Source organism: Nostoc sp. KVJ3 (assembly GCF_026127265.1).
Classification (GTDB): domain Bacteria; phylum Cyanobacteriota; class Cyanobacteriia; order Cyanobacteriales; family Nostocaceae; genus Nostoc.
The window spans coordinates 1504694-1527019 of sequence record NZ_WWFG01000001.1 but is presented as its reverse complement, the minus strand read 5'-3'; the positions used below and the strand labels follow the sequence as shown (position 1 = coordinate 1527019).

Sequence of the window (22326 nt, the reverse complement as noted above, 5' to 3'; positions counted from 1 at the left end):
CCGTTAGACTTATGCCAGACCTTTATGTTTCTTGGTCAGATTATCACCAAAAAATTGAACAACTGGCTATCCAGATTTATCAATCCGGTTGGGAATTCAACCAGATTGTCTGTCTTGCTAGAGGAGGACTACGAGTTGGAGATATTCTCTCCCGTATATACCAGCAACCACTGGCAATTTTAGCAACCTCATCTTATTATGGTGGCGCGCTTAAGCAAGAAAGAAATAATTTAATTTTCTCCCGCCACTTGACAATGACTGCTGAAAGGTTAGGTTCGCGCATTCTCCTAGTAGATGACTTAGTAGACTCTGGGATCACACTCCAACAGACTATACCTTGGCTCAAGCAAAATAGTGATTCTTCTATTGAAGAAATTCGCACCGCTGTTCTTTGGTATAAAGCCTGTTCAGTTATAGCACCTAATTATTATGTCGATTACTTGGCTGACAACCCCTGGATTCACCAACCTTTTGAACACTACGAGCAGATAAACCCCGCAGAATTGGCGGGTAAGATAAATAAAGTTAAAAGACGCGATTAATCGCGTCTGTACAAGAGTTATTTAAAAAGGGCGGGTGTCACAAACTTATCCAGCCAGGCGATACATAATCACTTTTCCTTTCCAATTTTCTTCTACAAATACTAGATACTCACCATTTGAACGACGAAAAGCGCGGATACCGTAGGGTATATCAATCCAACCACTTTCACTACCAACTTCTGGGCCTGGTTTTAACTGTTGTACTTGCGCTCCCGTCTTGGCATTATAGACATATACTTCTGCGGTTTTGACTGTCACGGCAAATACACGATCTCCCGCCACACTCATGGCTGCTGTAGACACTTCGCGTTTACCTGTGGTGTCGTAGGGAATCACAATTCGCCAACGAGGAGTACGATTTCCTTGACTCCAATTATCAAAACGGGCAATTTCAGATCCAGCAACTCCAGTATCATCACCCGATGCTGGGCGATCTACTGTGAAGCCTGATAAATACATAGTATCTGTTTGGGGAAAATATTCCAGCCGCCGCAAATCGTTAAATATCTTCGGGGTAGTTTGCTTTTCCATCGCACTATAGTTGTAGATGGGGTTGCCTTTAGTGTCTATTCCCTGTAGAGGATAGTGGCGAATGCCATCTTCCGTTCGCAAAGCTTTCCAAACATCTCCTTTGCTGTCTACCCACCAGCCGCCGATATAGGGATAATCTTTACTGGTATCATATTCATTATTTTCAAATTTGCCATTACCGTTGCGATCGCGCCAGATCCATTCGCCTTTTTGTGGTTGATTCGGTGGCCAATTTCCGGCGAGAAATGGTTTGTCTGCGCCATTGCTACCAACAAACATTCCGGCTGGGATGGCAATTTTGCCATCTGTGGCTGGATTAAAACGATATATTTGCAGGAAGCTGTTATACATATCTGTGAGGAACAAAAACGGCTTTCCTTGGATGCGGCGCACAAAGGTGCCATCGGGTGATGTATGCAGCCGAGGATCTTGAGGATATTTGAAAGGGTTTAAGGTGTAGGCTTTGTAAGTCCACTGTTTACCAGCAGACTTACTGTAGTCCATGAGATAGTGTTCTTGTTTGGTGAATAAATCTCTCCCATCAGTTTTAGAATCGGCATCTGCATTATCAACGAATATCAATCCTAGCGATCGCCAGATTAGTTTTCCCGATGGCGAAAATTTCCGCAAATCTGTTCCCGATTTGTTGAAACCATTACTATTTATATAGATATTACCTGTGGCATCTGTACCAATTCCGGTAAGTCCGTAAAGTTTCAAATCTCGAACTTCACCAGCAACTCCTGTATAGATACCGCCTTTATTGCCAAAACTCCCCGTCTGTACTGGCTGATTTTTAATGTCATAAATCAACATTTGCTGACGCGGGCCATTTTCTGCTACTAACAGCTTACCTTGACGATCCATTGCGATCGCAGTTGGTTCAACAATATCTGTAATCTCTTGGGGCAATTGCTTTCCACTCTGGGAATAATGTAAAATTTTGGCAGGTTTACTACCATTTTTACTTTGAATAATCCACAGATTTTTCTGTGAATCAATAGTTATTGCTCCCGGATTAGCAACAGGAAAGCTGCGTAATTCCTTCATCGTCTCAGTATCGTAGACACGAATCCGGTTAGCAGCAAAATCACTCACATACAACTCGTTTTCTCCAGTTCCTAATCCAGTAAGTTCACTTTTAGTACTGGTAATCAACATACTTTTATCCCAGCCACGCCCATTAGGAAACGGTGCAGGTTTTCCCGATAAGTCATAACGTCTAACGCAATGCCAACTTGTTCCTTCAGGGGGGTAATCTTCATCGGTTTTCCCTTTCGATCCCTGAGTCATGGCAAGGTAAATATATTTACTATTTGCTGTTACAGCTATACCACCTCCACGACTCCAACCGTGAGTATCTCCAATGGCACCAATCACTTTACCATCTTTATATATGGCTGCCTCCATTCCCGCCTCATCCCAATGGCTGTTGGTATAAACCGTGCCATCAGGGGCAACATACATTGCCTCAATATTGTTTTGTACCCGCAGATTTCCACTGCCAATAGTATTACCTATCCACGATGTTTCATAACTAAGCGTGGGTGTTCCAGTTGTCGCCCAGTCTGTTGTAGTTCCAATGCTAGTAACAATTATTCCTACAATCAGACTGATTAAAAAAGTGAAAGTTTTATTTCTGTGTAAGTATCTATTCTTAAATAACTTTTTGATGTGCTGATTAAGTTGTTGGCGGAGTTTTGCTAATTGCGCCAGTAATTTATTTTTCATATAATTTTTCAGCTTTTAATTATGTATATACAATCATCTTTTTGGAAATCCGCAAAAAATATAATTATTATAAATAATTGGTGATTTTACATAATCTTTATAAAAATCAAGTTATTATTTGATTCTTCAGCTATGATTTTGGAATCCTTATTTAAAGTACTAATGGTTACTTGATTGTCAGCAGAAATGGTAAAAATAAATACATCATTATTCTAAAAATATTAATGTATTTTGATTTTTGTCTCTCTCCATCTAGCATTCACTTTCATTAATCCGCAAATATCATATATAGGACTTACGCAAAAACTCTCCCAAACTCTTATTCCTTTGTGTTCTTTGCGTCCTTTGCGGTTCGTTTATTCATTATTTTGCGTAAGTCCTGATATATATCCAAATCAGTATTGTATAGTTAATAAAAACACAAGTTTTTCTTCGTTGTTGACGTTGACGGATAAATAGTTTATAAATTGGTGTTCTATATAAATTCTTATTATAGTAATGTGTATTTAGAAATTCTAGTAATTCATCTGTAGAAAATATTGTAGAGACGTACATCTGTATATCCCTACTGTTTTAATATATTTATAGGAAACATATTAGTGAAAAACAAATCAGAAAATTTTTCTTCATCATCTGCATCTATTCTCACATTAGGATTAGGCTGGTTTCCCAAAAGTCCTGGAGGATTAGAAAGGTATATTTATGAATTAACTCATAAATTAGCAGCCAATAAAGACCAGGTTGAATTGTGTGGAGTTGGTCTACCAGAGGATGAGACAGATATTCCGATTAAATTGACTAATTTAGCTTCTGCTGATAGTGCTATTTGGCAAAGATTATGGTCAATTCGTAGCAATTTTCAGAAAACTAGAACAAGCAAACCAGATGCTATTAATTTGCACTTTGCATTATACAGCTTTCCTATTTTAGATATTTTACCAAAGGGAGTACCAGTTACTTTTAACTTTCATGGCCCTTGGGCTTCTGAGAGTCAGCAAGAGGTAGTTAATAAAAACCTCAGTCTTTTGATTAAGCATCAGCTAATAGAAAAAAATACTTATAATCGCAGCGATCGCTTCATTGTTTTGAGCAAAGCATTTGGTAAAATATTACATGACAAATATCAAGTACCGTGGAATAAAATTAATGTTATTCCTGGTGGAGTTGATATTAACTGGTTTCAACCAAATTTATCACCGCAAGAGGCTTGTAAACAGCTAGGCTGGCCAAATAATCGCCGGATAATATTTACATCCCGCCGTTTAGTGCATCGAACTGGAGTTGACAAGTTATTGCAAGCGCTGGCTATAATTAAGCCTAGAATACCAGATGTTTGGCTAGCGATCGCAGGTCGTGGTCATATCCAAGCTGCACTCCAACAACAGGCTACAGAATTAGGATTAGATGACAACGTTAAATTTTTAGGTTTTCTCCCTGATGAACAATTACCTATAGCTTATCAAGCTGCGGAATTGACTATTATGCCTAGTCAATCTTTTGAAGGATTCGGATTAGTAATAGTCGAATCTCTAGCCTGTGGTACTCCCGTCTTATGTACTCCAGTTGGGGGAATGCCAGAAATTTTATCAGAATTTTCACCCGATTTAATTACTACTTCTACAGAAGTTTCAGCTATTGCTGAAAAATTAGAACAAGCACTATTGGGAAATATCCCCATACCTTCACGAGAAGCCTGTCGTCATTACGCTACTACCCACTACGACTGGAATCAAATTGCCCAGCAAGTGCGGAACATTTTATTAAATTAAAGATGTAGAGACGCGAATTTTTGCGTCTTTATATTGTTCGCGTCTTTATATTAAATTATAAGGCAATACGGTTCAGTTAAGGCTAAAACTCTGTTACCAAAGTCAATTTTTTAACGAACCGCCAAGACGCAGAGAGAAGAAAAAGATGCTTGACTGAACTGTATTAAATTATAAGGAGATTGAATGAGAATTTTTTTTCTAGATCAAAGTGGTAAACCAGGCGGTGCTGAATTATGTTTAATAGACATTGCTAAACCATACTGCGACGGTGCTTTAGTAGGTTTATTCGCAGATGGGCCATTTAAAAATTTACTACAACAAAATCACATCCCGGTAGAAGTTCTCGCAACTCAAGCAATCGAAGTTCGGAAAGAAAGCAGTTTGGTGCAAGGATTAAGGAGTTTGGGACAACTTGCACCTTTGATTACTAAGATAATTAAAAAAGCGCGTGAATACGATTTAATCTATGCCAACACCCAAAAAGCATTAGTTGTAGGAGCAATAGCAAGTTTTTTTAGTCGTCGTCCTCTGGTTTATCATTTACATGATATTCTTTCCAAAGAACATTTTAGCCAAACTAATCTTCGTATTGCTATTAACTTAGCTAATCGTTGTGCCTCATTGGTAATTGCTAATTCTCAAGCTAGTAAAGCAGCCTTTATACAAGCAGGAGGACGGACAGATATCATCGAAGTTGTCTACAACGGCTTCGATCCAAAGAATTATCAAACTGATGAGTCTGATATTAATAAATTGCAGGAAGAGTTAGGGTTAAAAGGTAAATTTGTAGTCGGACACTTTAGCCGTCTTGCACCTTGGAAAGGGCAGCATATTTTAATTGATGCCCTTGCAAAATGTCCGCAAGAAGTGACAGTAATTTTAGTGGGTGATGCACTGTTTGGCGAACAAGATTATGTCAAAAAATTACACCAAAAAGTTGCTGATTTGGAATTACAAAACCGCGTCAAATTTCTAGGATTTCGTTCAGATATTCCCCAGTTAATGGCAGCTTGTGACTTGGTGGCACATACCTCTACTTCCCCGGAACCCTTTGGTAGAGTAATTGTAGAAGCAATGCTATGTGGAAAACCTGTAGTTGCAGCAAAAGCTGGGGGTGTAATGGAATTAGTAGAACACGGGCTTAATGGTTTTCTAGTGACACCAGGAGAACCCGAAGAACTTGCACAAGTAATTATCACCTGTCTTCAGGAGACTGAAATAACTGCAACTATAGCCAATAATGCCAGGACTACTGCTAATGGGCGCTTTGATGTTGCAATTATTAATCAACAAATTGCTCAACTCTTATCAAGCAAGTTTGATAACAGTATATTATAAGTATAAATTAATATATAAATACTTGATAAGTTACACTAAGACTGGTATGCATAGTCTTAGATTAAAGTCTAGGAAGCTATACATATAGCTAAAAACCCTGTTACATAATTCCCATGTTCTCTTTTGTTACAGCATGGGATTTTTATTACAGAGTCTTATTGCTCTGTTCAACTCTATAGTAAGTAGAATGGAAAACCCTTAGTTAAGGTTATTGGTTCTTCGGTTATTTGTATGGAAAATCTGCTTCAAAACCATTGAAAGCCTTACCCTATAAGCATTTGATTTAAAAGAGTACCATAATTCTTTATAACCCTTGCCCCACAAGGGTTTTGTTAGAATCAATCCTCAAATACCATAAAAGGAACGCAAGAGCCAGGTTATCATATTATCCGTAAGGTACTTCAAGCAAGGATGAAAGAAAAAGAACACTCTCTATTCTTCAGAAAGGGGTAATGAAATATGGTAAAGGCGAATTAGTATCTATTTAGATATATGTCTATTAAAAATCAGAAGCTTTTATATCACCTGACTTCTTTGGATAATTTTGAATCTATCCTGACTTATGGTTTACTGGCGCGTAATGACATTAGATACTTTGATGATGTAGCTGAGTCAGACATCATTAATTTTAGGAAAGACAAGAATTTAACTCAGTATGTTCCATTTCACTTTTTTGCAAGAAATCCCTTCGATGGAAGAGTGCAGAAAAATTTTCCTGAAAAACAATTTATTTATATCTGTGTTTCCAGAGAATTTGCGAAAGAAAACAATTTTTTAATAATTCCTAAACATCCTAAAACAATAAAAAATTTAATCACATATAACTATTTAGAAGGCTATGAAATGATAGAATGGGAGCTAATGGATAAGAGAGATTATTTAGATGATAATTGTAGACATGTCTGTATGGCAGAGTGTCTTTCACCAAGTAAAATTAGTCACAATCACTTTAGTAACGTCTTTGTTAAAAGTCAGGAAATACAAACTATTATTAATCAGATATGTTTAGATATTTTGAGAAATTCACCTAATTTTTATATCAATGTTAATGCTCATATGTTTACTGATTGACTTATGTTCAATTTCATGGTTGGAGATATTTTAGAATCTACTACACAATGCCTAGTTAACACAGTTAACTGTGAAGGATATATGGGCAAAGGAATTGCTTATCAATTTAAATTAAGATTTCCAGAGAATAACAAAGAATATGTTAAAGCTTGTAGAAATAAATCCCTCAAGATAGGAACCTTACACTACTTTTGGGAAGGGGAAAAGTTAATCCTAAACTTCCCGACTAAGGATAAGTGGAGAGAAAAGTCTAAAATTGAATATATTCATCTAGGTCTCACAGAGTTAGTTAAATTGATTCCCTCATTAAATATAAAATCTATAGCTATTCCACCATTAGGCTGTGGCAATGGTGGATTGAGTTGGACTGACATTAAACCAATTATAATTGAGTATTTAACTCCTATTTCATATTCATTAGAAATATTAATTTATGAACCTTCTCAATACTATGCAGCAAAGAGTACAGTAGCTCCAAAGCTAAATACTTCGCATTTGGTATTGATGAATTTTAAGTCAAGACTATATAAATTTAATAAATTAAGATTACAAAAAACAGGCTACTTTATGAATTTATTCTTGGGTAGAGAGTACTTTAAGTTTTCCAAGAATAACTACGGGCCATATACTTATGCCATTGATATTTTATCCAAAGATATTAAACAATTTCAAGAGTTTTATAATGTCACTACTGAGGAAGCATTGACTTTAGCAAAAACAATACTAATTAGTGAATCTGTAGAGCAGAAACTTAAAAGTCTTAGTAAGGCTATTGATGAAGCTACTATTTTTGTGAATGAAATAGTTGATGATAACGATCTAGAACTACTTTCAACTATTTGCTATTTGTTAGAATCAGAAGAGTCAAAATTAGAGAATATTACTATTCAAATAAAAGAATGGTCTTCACGAAAAGCTGATAAGTTTACTGAGAAACATATTTTAGAAGCACTCCGCTTTTTGCAAGAAAAACGTATTATTCAAATAAATTTATTAGGTTTATATAGTCTCATAAGATAGTAGATTTACTCTTCTAATAAAGCGTTTGTAGAGTTGGATTTATCAAGTAAACCCAACCTATGTGTGTTATGTTTTTAGTTTTAATTGAACAGTCTTAATCTGTGAGTGTGATTACAAATCAACTAATTCACGAGCTTAAAAATCACAGAGTTGTTGAGCGATCGCATTAAGCCGCTTCCCGCAGTTGTGGATGTGACGGTACACTCACCTCTGGAAACGAAAGCGAGAGTTGTTCGGCTTGAGGAACTGCGGCTTGCTCCAAAACTTGAACTTCGATATTCACACTTACCAAGTAACTGCCTGTATCAGCACCAACAGCTTCAGCAATTAATTTTGCAATATCTGGGCGTTTGGCAGTTAGCGGATCGCGTAAAATACACCGATCCCATTCATGCTTGGCAGTCGGATTGAGGTTGAGAATGTAATGCTTCATCATCGAACTAACCCTTGAATCCATCTTCTGGAAGGTTTTCACACAGCCATTAGGCATTTCATTAGGCTTTGTGGATGCTATCCATATTATAGTATATTTGTACTATTGTGGGCAACATTGGTGTCAACTTCAGGAAAAAATCTAATCTCGTGTAGCGGTGGCGAGTCCGCGTACCCCTTTCTACGAGACGCTCCGCGAACGGGGGAGCAAGCTAGCAAGAGCGTCTTGTAGAGAGCGTTATTATTACAAATTACGCTTCGGTAGGTTGATATTCTTGTTGTCTTTCGACAAAAGATTGAACGCGGCTGCGGTAGTTTCTCACAGTCTCATCTACCCATTCGCGATCGTTGCTGTTTGCATACAAATGTACTAATGGTTCGCTAGCATCTGGTAAAACTAACAGCCAACTGTCATCATAGGGTTGACAGATTTTCACCCCATCAATGAGTTCTAAGTTTTGGGCTGGGTGAGTTTCCACTAAGTAACGCATCAAAGCACCCTTGGCTGTCCACGGGCAACGGACTGTATAAGTTTTATGAATTACACGGGGCAATTCCGATCGCGCAGCAGCAAGCGATCGCTCCTGTATAGTCAACATCTCAATGATCTTCGCTATACAGAACATGGAATCAAATCCCGGATGCAGTTGCGGGAAAATAAAACCAGTCTCTCCACTACCTCCCAATACCACATTTGGATTTTTTTGACAAGCCTCCATTAAAGCTGTAGGGTTAGCTTTGGTGCGAATCACCCTGCCATCATGACGACGGGCGACTTGTTCAATAGCACTAGAAGCATGAACTGGAACTACTACTGTTCCTCTGGGGTTAGCCGTCAGAATCATGTCTACCATCAGTGCTGTTAAGGTTTCCCCACGAATTGCGTAGCCTGATTCATCAACTAAAATCAGCTGTTCTCCATTAGCGGAGACTTGCACACCAAAGTTAGCTTTCAATGCCTCCACTACATGACCTAACTGAGTCAACAATCCTTCGCGGTCAGCTACGGACATAGCTGTTTTATTGACACTGGCATTCAACACTACTGCATCAGCACCAAATTTATCCAACATTTGGGGTAAAACTGCCCCTGATACGGCATAAACATAGTCGATTACTACTTTTGCCCGACTGTTGCGGAGTGTATGAACGTGCAAAAGTTTCTCAAAGGCAGTGCAGTAGCGATCCATTACTTGGCTAGGGTAAGACACATCGCCAATTTCATGAATTAGCGCCCGCCGCATATCTTCTTTAAAGTAAGCGCCTTCAATTTTCTTTTCTAGGGCTTTGGAGATATTAATGCCTTTGACATCCATGAATTCAATCAGAATGTAGTCAGGGCGATCGGGGTGGACTCGCACATGGATACCACCAGCTACCGACATTGTGGGTATAACCGTGCGGGCAATGGGGATAGCCGTAGCATCGAGGTTTTGAATATCAATACCTACTGACATTAAACCAGCAATGAGCGATCGCGTCACCATCCGAGAGATATTCCGTTGGTCGCGGGAAACCGTTACTTTAGAACCAGGTTTTAAGGTAGAACCGTAAGCAGATCCCAATTTCACGGCGAATTCTGGGGTGATGTCGATATTGGCTAATCCTTGCACACCACGTTGCCCAAATAAATTTCGTTGGGCGGTGTTCCCCCAAATCAAGTTAATGTTTAAAACTGCCCCTGATTCAATCTTTTTACTCGGCCAAACACGCACACCTGGGCTAATTTGGGCTTCTTCGCCCACAGTGGAAAGGGAACCGACAACAGCAGCTTCTAATACATGGGCACGACGGTCTACACGAGCGCCACGGGAAATTACACAGGCAGAAAGATGTGCTTCATCGCCAATAAATGCCCCATTCCACACTATGGGACGTTTGAGATTGGCATCAGCGCCAATAGTGACATTATCGCCAATTACGGTTCCGGCTTCAATCTGCACTCTTGCCCCAATCCGGCAATTGTCCCCAATCACTGCTGGGGTTTCAATCACAGCCGTCTGATCGATATAAGTATTTTGACCTACCCATAATTCATGAGAAACTTCTTTGTAGGCAAAATCAAGATTTACCTTCCGGTCTAAGGCATCATACTGAGCCTCACGATATGCATCTAAGTGACCAACATCACACCAATAACCTTGAGCGATGTAACCATACATTGGCTCATCTTTTGCTAGTAGTAGGGGGAATAAGTCTTTGGAAAAGTCGCATTCAATGTTTGCTGGCAGGTATTCTAAAATTTCTGGTTCGAGAATGTAAGTACCAGTGTTGACGGTATCGGAAAAAATTTCACTACTAGAGGGTTTTTCTAAAAATCGCCGAATTCGTGCTTCCTCATCAGTAATCACCACCCCAAACTCAATGGGATTGGGAACTCTGGTCAAAATTAAAGTAGCTTTTGACTTATTTTGTTTGTGAAATGCGATCGCTGCTGTGAGGTCAAAATCTGTTATGCTATCACCGCTAATCACTAAAAAAGTTTCATCCAGAAGTTCGGCAATGTTTTTTACACAACCTGCTGTACCTAAAGGCTGATCTTCTTCAACAGCATAAGTCATCTGAACACCAAAATCGCTGCCATCTTGAAAATAGTCTCGCAAGACATCAGGTAAATAATGCAATGTCGCAATAACTTCTGTTATTTGATGTCTTTTGAGGAGATTGATAATATGTTCGGCAATTGGTCTATTTAGGATCGGCACCATCGGTTTGGGCAAATCGCAAGTTAATGGGCGAAGCCGTGTTCCCGAACCCCCTGCCATCAGTACTGCACGCATAAGCTTTCCTTAACTAATGATATTTGCTGCTTGAAAACGTATCAGATAAATTTTGTTCTTCTTTCTTTAGTCTCCTATGGATATTGATATTTGAGGAACTTCCAGAAGATGTATTGGGAATTGGGAATTGGGAATTGGGCATGGGGCACAGGGTAGGCTGTTGACTCTATGCCTTTTTAGGAGTTAAAAAGTTATGCAAAATATATGTCAATACGCTTGGGTTAAGGATTTTTGATACTGATTTTAGGCTTGTAGAGACGCGATAGCGTCTCGTAGAGAAGTTAGGACTAGGGCGTGTTTTCAAAGTCTTAGATCCCCCCAACCCCCTTAAAAAGGGGGGGGCAAAGAGTCTCTTAAAGTCCCCCTTTTTAAGGGGGATTTAGGGGGATCTAAAAAGTTAGGAGGCTAAACGAGCAGTTTGAAAACACGCCCTAGCCCTTTCAAGGTGGGTAAAAATTTTGGTCAATAAATTCCTATTTCCGCTCTTTTCTCTGTGTTCTCTGTTCGCAATGACACAAAAATAACATGAACCAAAAAACCCTAAATTCAATCAAAGTCAACAGCCTAGGCACAGGGTAGAAGGGGGAATTATTTAACAAGTTTCTTCCCCAATACCCCACTCCTTATTGACAATGATAAAGTTTATATTCGTAACCGTTTACGGCTGGCAAAGATTGAGTATCAGAGATCGCGCATGTTTTGACGGCTTCTGCTACAGGGGCATGAAAATTTACTAACCACAAGTCAAACGGTCGTGGTAACTTGTTTAAAGTATTTTCCAGAGGAATGCTCGAAGTCTTAGAGTCTTGGTCTTGATGGGCAAGGATAAACAGAGGTTGTTGGGGTGAATTACTAAGTTTAAACTCCCTAGCTACCCCCATCATTTCGCCAGTCTGTACATAAGTTTTGTGAGTAGTGGCAATCAGTACTGGCACTGAAGATATTTGTTGAATTAGTTGCACAAAAAGCTCTGGGCGATAATATTTTTGATAGCCGAGATTGCAGAATACTGTAACTGCACTAAAAAATCCCATTAACCAAATTAAAATCACGGCTTTTTTCCCATTTATTCCCCATCTGCCTATACTTTTTATGCCATTTTTCTCTTCCTCTTTTTCCATCAATTCTTTAGGAGGATGCCAACAAACTGCCAGACTTGCCCCTAGTAAAGCAACGATCGCAGGAAAGTAAACAAAGTTATATCTCGCACCTCTAGTTAGATCGATACCTAAAAAGTAGGTAAAAATAAAGAATAAAGCGATCGCACTGATAACTATTCCAGCAAATACCTGAATCATAATCCGGTTTTCTGGGTGCTGTAGTTGAATCTTGATTCCCCGTAGCAAAATTGGTACTGCCCAAATAAAGAAAGTTAGCATCACCAATCCAGAAGGAATCACAACCAATGGCTGTGAAGATTCAACTGGTAACAGCGAAATCATGGCAATCAATGTTCCTAAAGCTTGAAATATAGGGCTGAACCAATCTAGCCCAACGCGAAAACCTCGAATCCAGTCGGTTAAATCACTCCGATTTCTATTCTCTAAAAAGATCGGTAGCCAAATTAAACTTGCGACAAAAGTACCTGTGGCTACGGCATAGATGCGCCGCCAGGGAGGAGAGAAGAAAAGAGAAAATTTACTGCGAGTCTGCAATTGATGCCAAGCAAGAAAAATTAAAACGATAGCTTCTGTGCAGAGGGTGAGGGTGAAGAAGTAATGAGTCGCCACACCTAAAGCATTAATTCCTACCCAGAGAAGTGCTATGGAGATGGGTAAAGATGTGCGGTTTTGAATATGACGTGTGGCAATTCCTAAACAGGTAAGGGAAGCAGTTACCCATAAGGCTGCCAAACTGTATTGGCGTGCTTCTTGTGCTAAAAATATACTGTAGGGTGATACTGCCATCATAGCAGCAGTCAAGTGCCCTACTAATGGCGAACGAAAGGCGAACCTGCCTAATAGGTAAACACAGGGAATGGTAGCAGCCCCGATTATAGCTGGTAGCGATCGCGCCGCAAACAGTGATACTAATCCGCCTTCGCTTGGAAATAATTTCATCCACTCATAAGCCAGCACAAAATACAGTGGAGGATGGGTATCTTGTGTAACTAAGTTATGAATGACCTCACTAATACTAGCCGTTGGGTTTGGTTGTAGTGGTTGTAATAGAATATCAGGTGCGATCGCTCGATCTAGAGGTACTGATAAAAAAGTATTCCCCAGGCTAAACACCAAAGTGGAAAACTCATCAGTCCAAGGAGGCTTTGCAGTCAAGTTGGCTAGGCGCAAGCTAATGCCTATGAGTAACCACACCAAGTTCAATAAGAGGTGAACCCAGTAAGGAGGGAAGCGAACTATCAAATTATCCCAGTACTTGTGTTGTAAGACAGAGTTTATATTTCTCAGATGCAGCAAATAAGTAGTATGGGCAATAATTTTTCCGTAAAAATATAATGCACCTTGGAAAAAAACTCTCATTGCTGGCCTCACACGAATAGATTTGTAGATTTGACATTTTAGATTTAAGTTCGTTCTCAAATCTAAGTACAAAAATTCAAATCTCAAATCCCTCGTTGTGATTATTTCACGTCGGTGACGCGCCAGCTAAGTTTCAAATTAATCCAGAAATTCCAGACTGTCGCAACTGCGATCGCAATAAAGTTGGCAATATAACGGTTAGGAATAAGAAAATTGAATACCAAATTTAATACCAGTACATTCAATACCAATCCAGCAAGGCAAATAGCGTTAAATTTACCAAACCGCTTCAGGCGTTGATGCCATTCTTGCTGTCTGGCGCTGACATCAGCAAATGTCCAAGCGTCATTCCAGAAGAAATTATTTAAAATCGCAATCTCACCAGCAATAATTTTGCTGCGTGTCAATGGCCAAGCCAAGGTCGTCGGATCGCTAAGTAAGTAAAGTAATGTCATATCTATAAATACCCCACTCAAGCCAACCAACCCAAAGCGGAGGAATCGACCAACCGGAAAATTGACTTTTCTACTTAATCGTCCTACCCGCCCTGTAGAAAGTCGCAATCGGACTAGGTGATGGATGTAATCTATGTATTGTTTCCATGTAACTTTGCTCTCACCCTCTTTGCGTTCGCAGAACACATATCCAACTTCAGCAACTCGATCTATGTTTCCCCGCCCAATTACTTCTAAAAGAATTTTGTATCCAACTGGATTGAGTGTTGCATTTGCGATCGCACTCCGGCGCACCATGAAATAACCACTCATGGGATCAGAAACTCTGCTCAGTACCCCCGGTAAGATCACCAAACCTAACAACTGAGCGCCACGAGACAAGAAACGCCTAACAACACTCCAGCTACTAACACCACCTCCATCGACGTGACGGCTGGCTACTGCTAAATCTGCTCCTTGCTCAACACTACGCGACAATTGCATTAGCACCTCTGGAGGATGCTGCAAATCTCCATCAATTACCCCCAATACATCCCCTGTGGCTGCTTGCCATCCCCGAATCACTGCTGAGGAGAGTCCCCGTTCCTGTTGCCGTCGCATCACTCGCAATTGAGGATATTCTGTCGTCAAGGATTGTGCTATTTCCCAAGTTCGATCAGGGCTATCATCATCTACCACAATCAATTCATACCTTCCCGGAATAGATTCATCTAGTAACCTGCTCAATATACTGACCACATTTTTAATGTTGTCACGCTCTTTATAAGTAGGAATTACTAGAGAAAGATAAGTAGATTCACTACTTGTACCCAGATAGTTAGGGGGTAACTCTGAAATCTTTAGGGGGCCAGTTGGTACTGTTAGCAGCGAATTGGATGAGTTTGTCTTCATAATTTCACGTTTATCTCTAAAGACCGAGGGAAATAAAACCGAACATCTGTCGATTTTACTGAGTGAACCTGCTTAGTCAAAATTTTTTGTTACAGTTTAGCTGTCCTGAAAAGTTTAGCAATTTACGCATCTTAATTCAAAAGATTTTCTTCATTTTCATCTAAACTTTAAATTTAACCACTTGCTCTTATGGTATAATACTGAACCTAGAACAGTTTTTTATACAAAAAAACTAATTAGTACTGTACCATTAAATAAACAAAGTTAGCAAATATACAGTTGCTCAAGACTATAGCGGTTCTCAGTTGAATGAGTTTCCCCCTTTTTAAGAGTAGCCAGCGAGGTCTTCTCCCAAAGGGAGAAGCTAGCGTTGAGTGGGGAATCTGATTTTTTACTCAATAACTTGGAATATGCTAAACGCCCTGCTACGGCTAACGGAATTGCCCAATTACCAATGCTTCCTTTACTCGTAAGATAGATACTATATTGTGGGATCTATTGCTGTTGGGGTGTTAATGTCTGTTTTACATAAATATACTGTTATTGCTCCTGTTAGCCTGAGCATCGCTTTGTTCATTACCAGTTGTAGCGAAAGTAAAGTTTCTCAGTGTCAGCGACTGATTCGAGTTGTGAATGCCGGAACTTCTCTGATTGATAAAAATAAAGGAACGCAAGTGATCACCAGCCTACAACTGTCTAAAGATTTAGACTTTGTGACTAAATCCATTGCGGAACTGAACTTAAAAGATCCCAAACTGAAAGAATTTCAAAGTGGTTTTGTAAATATTTTTCAGAATCTTAGTCAAGCGATCGCTAAGGCAGGTAAGGCACTTGGGGCAACCAAGACAGCAGAAGCTTCGGCATCAGGTAGAGAAAAAATCCAAAAAGCTAGAGTCGAAATTGATTCAACACTGACAACAGCAGCTACAACTGTTGGCAAGCAGTCAGATACTTTAGTGAATGAAATGAATAAGTATTGTAGCCAAGCAGAATAATTTATTTGGGCATGAGGCATGGGGCATTGGGAATTGGGAATGGGGCATGGGGCATGGGGCATGAGGTAGGACAGTTCCGAGTTCTGAGTAAAGAAATGACATTCTCTATTCAGCACTCCCCACTTCTCACTTGCTATTTGCGGTAACTTTTATCACTCTATTTTTGTAAATCTTCCTGATATACACCAACTTTGTCCGTCAAAAGAAATATTGGTGCAAGTCAAATGAAATACCATGAGTGATATTAGTCTACTGATGGCGAGTGTGCTAGCAACAGCGCCAATCTCTGCGTTTAATTTACCAGAACAGCCTGTAATCACGACAGATAATCTGGTACAGCAGTCAACACAAGAAAATTTATCTGAAGTTGTCTCACCTGCTGAAATTACACCGCCTGAATTTGTACAGCCAAATATAACTAACTCGTCGGCTATAAAGAATAAGTACGAAAATATACTTAAAAAAAGTAGAGGAAAAATTCAATTTATTAGTTCTCTTAACTTACCCGAATTAAAAAATACTCAACCTGCAACAGAAGTTGCACAGAACCAAGAAAACACAGAAGAATTGTCTTTATCTCCCCAGTCTCCAGACTCAGACAACCAAATGTCTCAAGTCACCTCAGTATCGCAACTCCAAGATGTGCAACCCTCTGACTGGGCTTTTGGTGCTTTGCAGTCTTTGATAGAGCGCTATGGCTGCATTGCGGGATATACTGATGGGACTTATTCGGGTAAACATACCATTAGTCGTTATGAATTTGCGGCTGGTTTAAATGCTTGTTTGGAGAAGATTAACGAAGCGATGCCTACGGCGGGCTACGCCTACGCAAATAATAAAATTAATCCTGTTAATAATGAAGATTTAATCCTGCTGCAAAGGTTGCAAGGTCAATTCAAAGGAGAATTGCAGCAATTACAGCAGCATATTGATACTATCGAACATCGAACTACTGAATTACAAGCTAATCAGTTTTCTACAACCACCAGATTATTTGGTCAAGCCATTTTTAGCGTGCAGGGAACTAATAGCCCTGATGTGGATTTATTTCCTAGAGATAGAATACCTGAACGCCAGGGGAAAACCAATTTGACTTTCACCAGTAGCGCCCAATTAACCTTAGCAACTTCATTTACAGGGCGAGATTTGCTCCTAACAGGGCTATCTGCCGGTAATTTGGGTTCTAATGCATCATTGCTATCTACCAATATGGGGCGGTTGGGTTTCGAGTCAAATACAGACAACAATCTATTTATTAGCGACTTATCTTATCGATTTCTCGTCTCGGATAACTTGGGAATTGTCGTTGGAACGGCAGGAGTCAACCCAATCAACACCTTTCGCGGTATTAGTCCTTTAGAAGGTTCTAGCGACGGCGCAATTTCTCTATTTGGTCAGAGGAACCCAATTTTAAGCATTGGTAACGGCACTGGTGGTATAGGCTTTGACTGGCAAATTAGCGATCGCATCAGTTTGCAAGGCGTTTATAGTGCCGAAATTCCTAATTTTCCTGGCAACAGCAACCAGGCGGGACTATTTGGCGGTAGATTTACTGCTGGCGCTCAGTTAAGTTTAGCACCCACCAATAATATCGATATCGGCGTGCATTATCTTTATTCTCACTCCCCAGATGGTTTACTGGGAAGTGGTATTGGCGACTCTCAACTAATTTCGCCTTTTGCAGAGGCAACAGCTTTCAATACCCAAGCCATTGGCGCTACTGCTACTTGGCGAATCAATCCTAACTTGCAATTAGGCGGTTGGGGTGGTTTTACTTCTTCCAAACCATTAAACCTTTCTGGAAGCGTAGAAACTACAAACTGGATGGTGTTCGCAGCCTTTCCCAATTTGCTGCGTCCGGGAAATTTAGGGGGCGTTCTCGTTGGACAGCCACCCAAAATTACTTCGAGTACCTTACCCAATGGCTTTAATTTTCCCAACTTTTCTGATGGGGGAACAGCTGGCGGACGTAGTGACACATCAATTCACGTAGAACTTTTTTACCGCGCCCAGTTGAGCGATAATATCGCCTTGACTCCGGGCTTATTCGTTATTTTCAATCCCGATCACAATGCTGCTAACAATGCATTAGTTGTTGGAGCATTAAGAGCAACTTTCCGGTTTTAATCTTGTACTGATGTAAATGTAATCAAATACGCTGTTTCCATACTGATTAATTCAGTATTAAATGCTTTCATCAGCCAATGAAAGCGAAGAAAATCCATGCGTGTTTTTTTTGATATGTGATTAAAGGAGTAAATTTTTCATGAAATTATATTCATTAACCAAGTTGGGTTGTGTTGTTCTTAGCAGCAGTTTAGCCGCAGTCATTATCGGTTTAGCTGAAACCAGCGCTTTTGCTCAAATTACAATTCAAAGCACCGGTACATTATCCGGGACTATCCAACTACCCAGCATTAATCCTAATTTCAATGGCAGTACTACACGTGTTGATACAGATAACACCGGGACTTACTCGCGGAACTTAGGAACTAATAATAATCCTAATTACGTTCCTGTATACAAATCAGGTTATGTGCAGGTAAGAACCCGCTCTGATGGTAGCTTGAATTACTTTGTTGACTTTAAAGGTATTCCTATTGTCTCCTTTAACGGCGTTCTGACTTCGCCACTTCTCTCTGCTGGTGAGTTGACACCTTATAAATACCAGGGAAGATTGGCAGGAACTACATTTCAAGGAGTAGTTCAAGATGAATTTAATCTTACAAAAGCCTTATATACTGGTACTGTAACCGATCCAAACACTGGAAATCAGTATCAGGGAACTTTTGAAGTGAGTGGATATGGAGTTCGATATAGCGATCGCAATGGTGGTGCAACCCCCACAGTTTTTGATTTCAAGTCCGATATCCCCGGTTCACCAAAGGTAACTTCTTTGGAAATGACTAACTCTCCCTTAGCGAGAATAACAATTAAAGTCCCTGCAACTGCAACTCTCATAACTCCGACACCAGTTAGTGGTGGTGGTACGGCCACTCCCCCGCCAGTAATTAGCGGTGGTAGTATGCCGACTCCTACACCTGTAGTTAGTGATGGTAGTGCGATCGCCTCCCCGACACCGACAACGTCCATATCGGGGTCTAATTCTCCATCGCCCTCTACTACACCTAATATGGAGTTGAGTAATGGTAATTCCTTGGAGGTGAATCAAGTAGTTGTCAATCCTGCAACCCTTGCTAAAACTCCTTGTCCAAAGGATTTTGTCGATAGCTGCACAAGACCCTCTTCACCCAAACAAGCGATCGGCCCCCGTAGTCGAGTTCTATTACGTTAGTTATTTGAGAGAGCTTTTTTGCCCCTTAAAAAATTAAAAGCCTGTGGAGCATCAAGGACTTGTACATATACCATAGATGGATTCTTAGCAAAAGTTTTCAGATGCTTCTGGAACTCTAGTAAGGCAAAATGAAATCAGTATAATAGCCAGGGAAGGGGCAACATTGCAATTAAAAAAGTTCAACATAACTTATTCGCGGTGTTTTTATTGCTCCGGCTTCCTTTCGGTGGTAAATTTTACCGTGATGATTTTCTGCTGGAGTTTAGACTAAGCAATGGAAAATGACCCAGCAGGGCTGAGTTAATCAGAGACTTAGCAAAAGTATGAAGAATCTTGGGTATTAAACAGCAACAGATGGTTCTTTAGGTGGTCGTGCTACTGTTTTTTTAACAATGGGACATCGGTTTTTACGGTGACGCTTCTTTCCTTGTTGCCAACCGGGAGACTTTCCGCGAGGTTTGGGTGCAGAGGTGGGAGTACCAATGGCCGCAAAAACTCCACCTATAGCTTGAGCAACTCTTCCAGGGGTCAATTTATCTAGAGACTTCTGCCAAGGTAAAGGATTGTCAGTAACGATATCGCGGGCTAACCACAATTCCCAAGTCATCAGAGGCATGAGGTCACTCCACCGTTCACTTTGCTTAGGAGTACCAAAGTTTGGTACAGTCCAATGTAGACGCTGCTTCAAAAAGCGATACCAGTGGTCAATGGTAAAGCGACGCAAGTAAAGACACCAAACTTCTTCTAAGGGTGGCATTTCTTCTCCTACCCAAGCCAACCACAAAGGTTTGGACACTCTCATGTTACCTTGCGCGTCCAGACGTTCAACTCTGATGATTAACATTGGACGTGTAGCAGCCTGACGGAAGTGTAAATCTTTCCACAAGCTCACACGCACACGTCCTAATTTTGGGTCATTTATTTCTAATACAGATGTTGCTTCATTCCATGTTGTGGGCTCATTCAGTTTAAATTTATCACCATGCTTTTTAGGTCGCCCCTTTCCCGAATAAGCTTTTGGTTCACCCCATAAACACAGATTTGAACGCAACCGAACGAGAATATCTGCTGGAATATTCGCAGTTTTTAAGATAAAAGGCGCACAACCATATTCACTATCCCAAACTGAAATCGGTCTGGTAGGCAAATATTTACACACCTGTTTGAGTTGCCAAATTGCTTTCCCAATAGGACTTTCGGCACTTGTGATCCGTTCATGTCTTAATGGTAATGCCCAACTTCCCTCATTTTCAGGTATCCAGGCAATTGTGCTATATCCTTGACCAATGGTAATCGGTTTATTTCCTGCTATGGATGTGCCACTATGCTCATAAGTTCGCTCTTGCAACCTGACGGCATCTGGGCGTGACCAGTTTGTGTGATCTCCTGCTAACAATGGTCGTCCCTCTGCGGGGATTTGTTTGATATATAGCTGCATCAATTTCTGTCGCTGTGGCCTACTATCTTGTAGTGCCTCATAGATACTTGGCCACTTCCTTCTAAATACTGGCGATAGGGACAATTCTGCTAGGCAATAAACATTTCTAGTTAGCAATATGGCATCTGTCAACTCAAAAGTTGCATCGTGTGCTCTGCCTAAATATTTGTAGACTGCTTGACGGAATTCTTCTAATCTGGCACGTTTCATCTTGGCATCTGAGTAATGGTAGTTCGTTTCTCAGCTTCTGCCAAAAGGGGGCCTGTATTCAATCAGACACCCCTTTTCTTCTTGCTTATTATATGATAATGATAATCGAATAAGGGGGGTGGGAGAGAAACGAGCGACGCTCGTTTCTCTCCCACCCTTTTCATGATTATCATTATTGTATTATTTTCTGAGCAGGTATACTACACAATAATTGTTAAAGGTCAGGATGCTTTAAGGCTGACAAGATAATATTTTTAACCTCTAATTCCTTTTGATTTGCGTTCTCTCATATCGCTTTTAGTCTAAACTCCAGTTTCTGGCTATACTAGGGATTTGAGGTGATTGATTGATAAATTTCATTCCCCAGTATGAAAAAAATAAAAACTCTAAATTTCAGACATATTATTAATATGAGCGTGCATCTCCTTTTAAGTGACACAAAAGCCTTGTCTAGTCTGAGAGTAAATAAATTCCCTTGGGAAGATAAAAATTTTATTAGTCAATCACTGACACTAACACTACAGAGTCAATCTAGATCGATCAAACATCTTCTGAGTAAGCACCTATGAAAGAAGAATTGATAGCCAGAGTTATACAGGTATTACAAATTAATATGAGTTGGATGACTTGGAATTTATTTCTAGCTTTTATACCTTTGGCTTTGAGTATATGGTTATTTCGCACGAAGCGCGGTGGCTCTTGGCTTTGGTGGCTAGGATTCTTAGTTTTCTACGCTTTCTTACCAAATGCACCATATTTATTGACTGATGTAATTCATTTGATAGATGATATCCGCAAAATCCAATCAGTGTGGATGATTACATTGGTACTAATTCCTCTGTATTTGCTAGTAATTATAGGTGGATTTGAAGCTTATGTAATATCGTTAATTAATTGGGGTCACTACTTACATCGGATGGGCAAGAGCCAATGGATTTGGCGATTTGAGTTGATTACCCATTTTCTGTGTGCCGTTGGTGTTTATTGGGGGCGATTTTTACGTTTCAACAGTTGGGATTTTATTACTCAACCCGATGCTGTACTGACCAAAGGTGTTGAAGAAATTCTTGGTAAACAGCCATTAGTAATTATCGCTATCACTTTTGTAATTCTGATCGGACTATACTGGATTATGAAACGAGTGACTTTAAGTTTCGTTAGGCAACCCAAAAATACATATCCTATCGAGGCACAATCAACTGATACTAACACTTCCAACCCTGGATGATTCAAGTACCTACACCTCCTTTTTCTTGCCTACGGAACACTTCGCAAAAGACAGAACGCTTGGTGAAGGGACAGGTGTAGGCTTGTCAAGTCGCTTCGCTCCAATTAAAAATTAAAAATT

15 protein-coding genes are annotated in these 22326 nt (G+C 40.0%); 9 read left to right on the top strand and 6 right to left on the bottom strand.

Annotated elements, in window-relative coordinates; translation table 11 throughout:
• Nucleotides 1-11: 11 nt before the first annotated feature.
• Nucleotides 12-542, top strand: a complete 531-nt coding sequence (locus GTQ43_RS06195) for a phosphoribosyltransferase (protein ID WP_265271581.1) — start codon at nt 12-14, stop codon at nt 540-542.
• Between the two features lie 45 nt (nt 543-587).
• On the opposite strand, the gene GTQ43_RS06190 is transcribed toward GTQ43_RS06195, so the two are convergent.
• Nucleotides 588-2804 carry a hypothetical protein gene (locus GTQ43_RS06190; protein WP_265271579.1) on the bottom strand — a complete coding sequence of 739 codons (2217 nt, stop codon included), beginning with the start codon at nt 2802-2804 and terminating at the stop codon, nt 588-590.
• Between the two features lie 599 nt (nt 2805-3403).
• On the opposite strand from GTQ43_RS06190, the gene GTQ43_RS06185 reads away from it, so the two are divergent.
• From GTQ43_RS06185 to GTQ43_RS06170, 4 genes are all read left to right on the top strand, one after another.
• Complete coding sequence (locus tag GTQ43_RS06185) at nt 3404-4573, top strand: glycosyltransferase family 4 protein (protein ID WP_265271578.1); 1170 nt, start codon at nt 3404-3406, stop codon at nt 4571-4573.
• Nucleotides 4574-4756: 183 nt separating this feature from the next.
• Nucleotides 4757-5911, top strand: a complete 1155-nt coding sequence (locus tag GTQ43_RS06180) for a glycosyltransferase family 4 protein (protein ID WP_265271577.1) — start codon at nt 4757-4759, stop codon at nt 5909-5911.
• 492 nt (nt 5912-6403) lie between these two features.
• On the top strand, nt 6404-6982 hold the full coding sequence (locus GTQ43_RS06175) for a DUF4433 domain-containing protein (protein WP_265271575.1): 579 nt from the start codon (nt 6404-6406) through the stop codon (nt 6980-6982).
• A gap of 15 nt (nt 6983-6997) precedes the next feature.
• Complete coding sequence (locus tag GTQ43_RS06170; RefSeq protein ID WP_265271573.1) at nt 6998-8002, top strand: macro domain-containing protein; 1005 nt, start codon at nt 6998-7000, stop codon at nt 8000-8002.
• A 166-nt stretch (nt 8003-8168) separates the two neighbouring features.
• On the opposite strand, the gene GTQ43_RS06165 is transcribed toward GTQ43_RS06170, so the two are convergent.
• From GTQ43_RS06165 to GTQ43_RS06150, 4 genes are all read right to left on the bottom strand, one after another.
• Nucleotides 8169-8438 carry a hypothetical protein gene (locus tag GTQ43_RS06165; RefSeq protein WP_265271571.1) on the bottom strand — a complete coding sequence of 90 codons (270 nt, stop codon included), beginning with the start codon at nt 8436-8438 and terminating at the stop codon, nt 8169-8171.
• Between the two features lie 247 nt (nt 8439-8685).
• On the bottom strand, nt 8686-11214 hold the full coding sequence (locus tag GTQ43_RS06160) for a mannose-1-phosphate guanyltransferase (protein WP_265271569.1): 2529 nt from the start codon (nt 11212-11214) through the stop codon (nt 8686-8688).
• A 623-nt stretch (nt 11215-11837) separates the two neighbouring features.
• Nucleotides 11838-13694 carry a glycosyltransferase gene (locus tag GTQ43_RS06155; RefSeq protein WP_265271567.1) on the bottom strand — a complete coding sequence of 619 codons (1857 nt, stop codon included), beginning with the start codon at nt 13692-13694 and terminating at the stop codon, nt 11838-11840.
• Between the two features lie 101 nt (nt 13695-13795).
• On the bottom strand, nt 13796-15040 hold the full coding sequence (locus tag GTQ43_RS06150; protein WP_265271565.1) for a glycosyltransferase: 1245 nt from the start codon (nt 15038-15040) through the stop codon (nt 13796-13798).
• Between the two features lie 515 nt (nt 15041-15555).
• Here GTQ43_RS06150 and GTQ43_RS06145 point away from each other — a divergent pair.
• The 3 genes from GTQ43_RS06145 to GTQ43_RS06135 all read left to right on the top strand — a co-directional run bounded on the left by GTQ43_RS06145 (nt 15556) and on the right by GTQ43_RS06135 (nt 19330).
• Nucleotides 15556-16035, top strand: a complete 480-nt coding sequence (locus GTQ43_RS06145; protein ID WP_265271563.1) for a hypothetical protein — start codon at nt 15556-15558, stop codon at nt 16033-16035.
• Nucleotides 16036-16269: 234 nt separating this feature from the next.
• Nucleotides 16270-18162, top strand: coding sequence for an iron uptake porin (locus tag GTQ43_RS06140; RefSeq protein ID WP_265271561.1), 1893 nt, complete (start codon nt 16270-16272; stop codon nt 18160-18162).
• 139 nt (nt 18163-18301) lie between these two features.
• Entirely contained in the window at nt 18302-19330 is a 1029-nt protein-coding gene (locus GTQ43_RS06135; RefSeq protein WP_265271559.1) for a hypothetical protein, read from the top strand.
• A 340-nt stretch (nt 19331-19670) separates the two neighbouring features.
• Here GTQ43_RS06135 and GTQ43_RS06130 read toward each other — a convergent pair whose 3' ends face one another.
• Nucleotides 19671-20978, bottom strand: a complete 1308-nt coding sequence (locus tag GTQ43_RS06130; RefSeq protein WP_265270371.1) for an NF041680 family putative transposase — start codon at nt 20976-20978, stop codon at nt 19671-19673.
• A gap of 565 nt (nt 20979-21543) precedes the next feature.
• Between GTQ43_RS06130 and GTQ43_RS06125 the strand changes: the two genes are divergently transcribed.
• A complete protein-coding gene (locus tag GTQ43_RS06125) occupies nt 21544-22206 on the top strand; it encodes a DUF1361 domain-containing protein (protein ID WP_265271557.1) in 663 nt (220 codons plus the stop codon).
• Nucleotides 22207-22326: the final 120 nt, after the last annotated feature.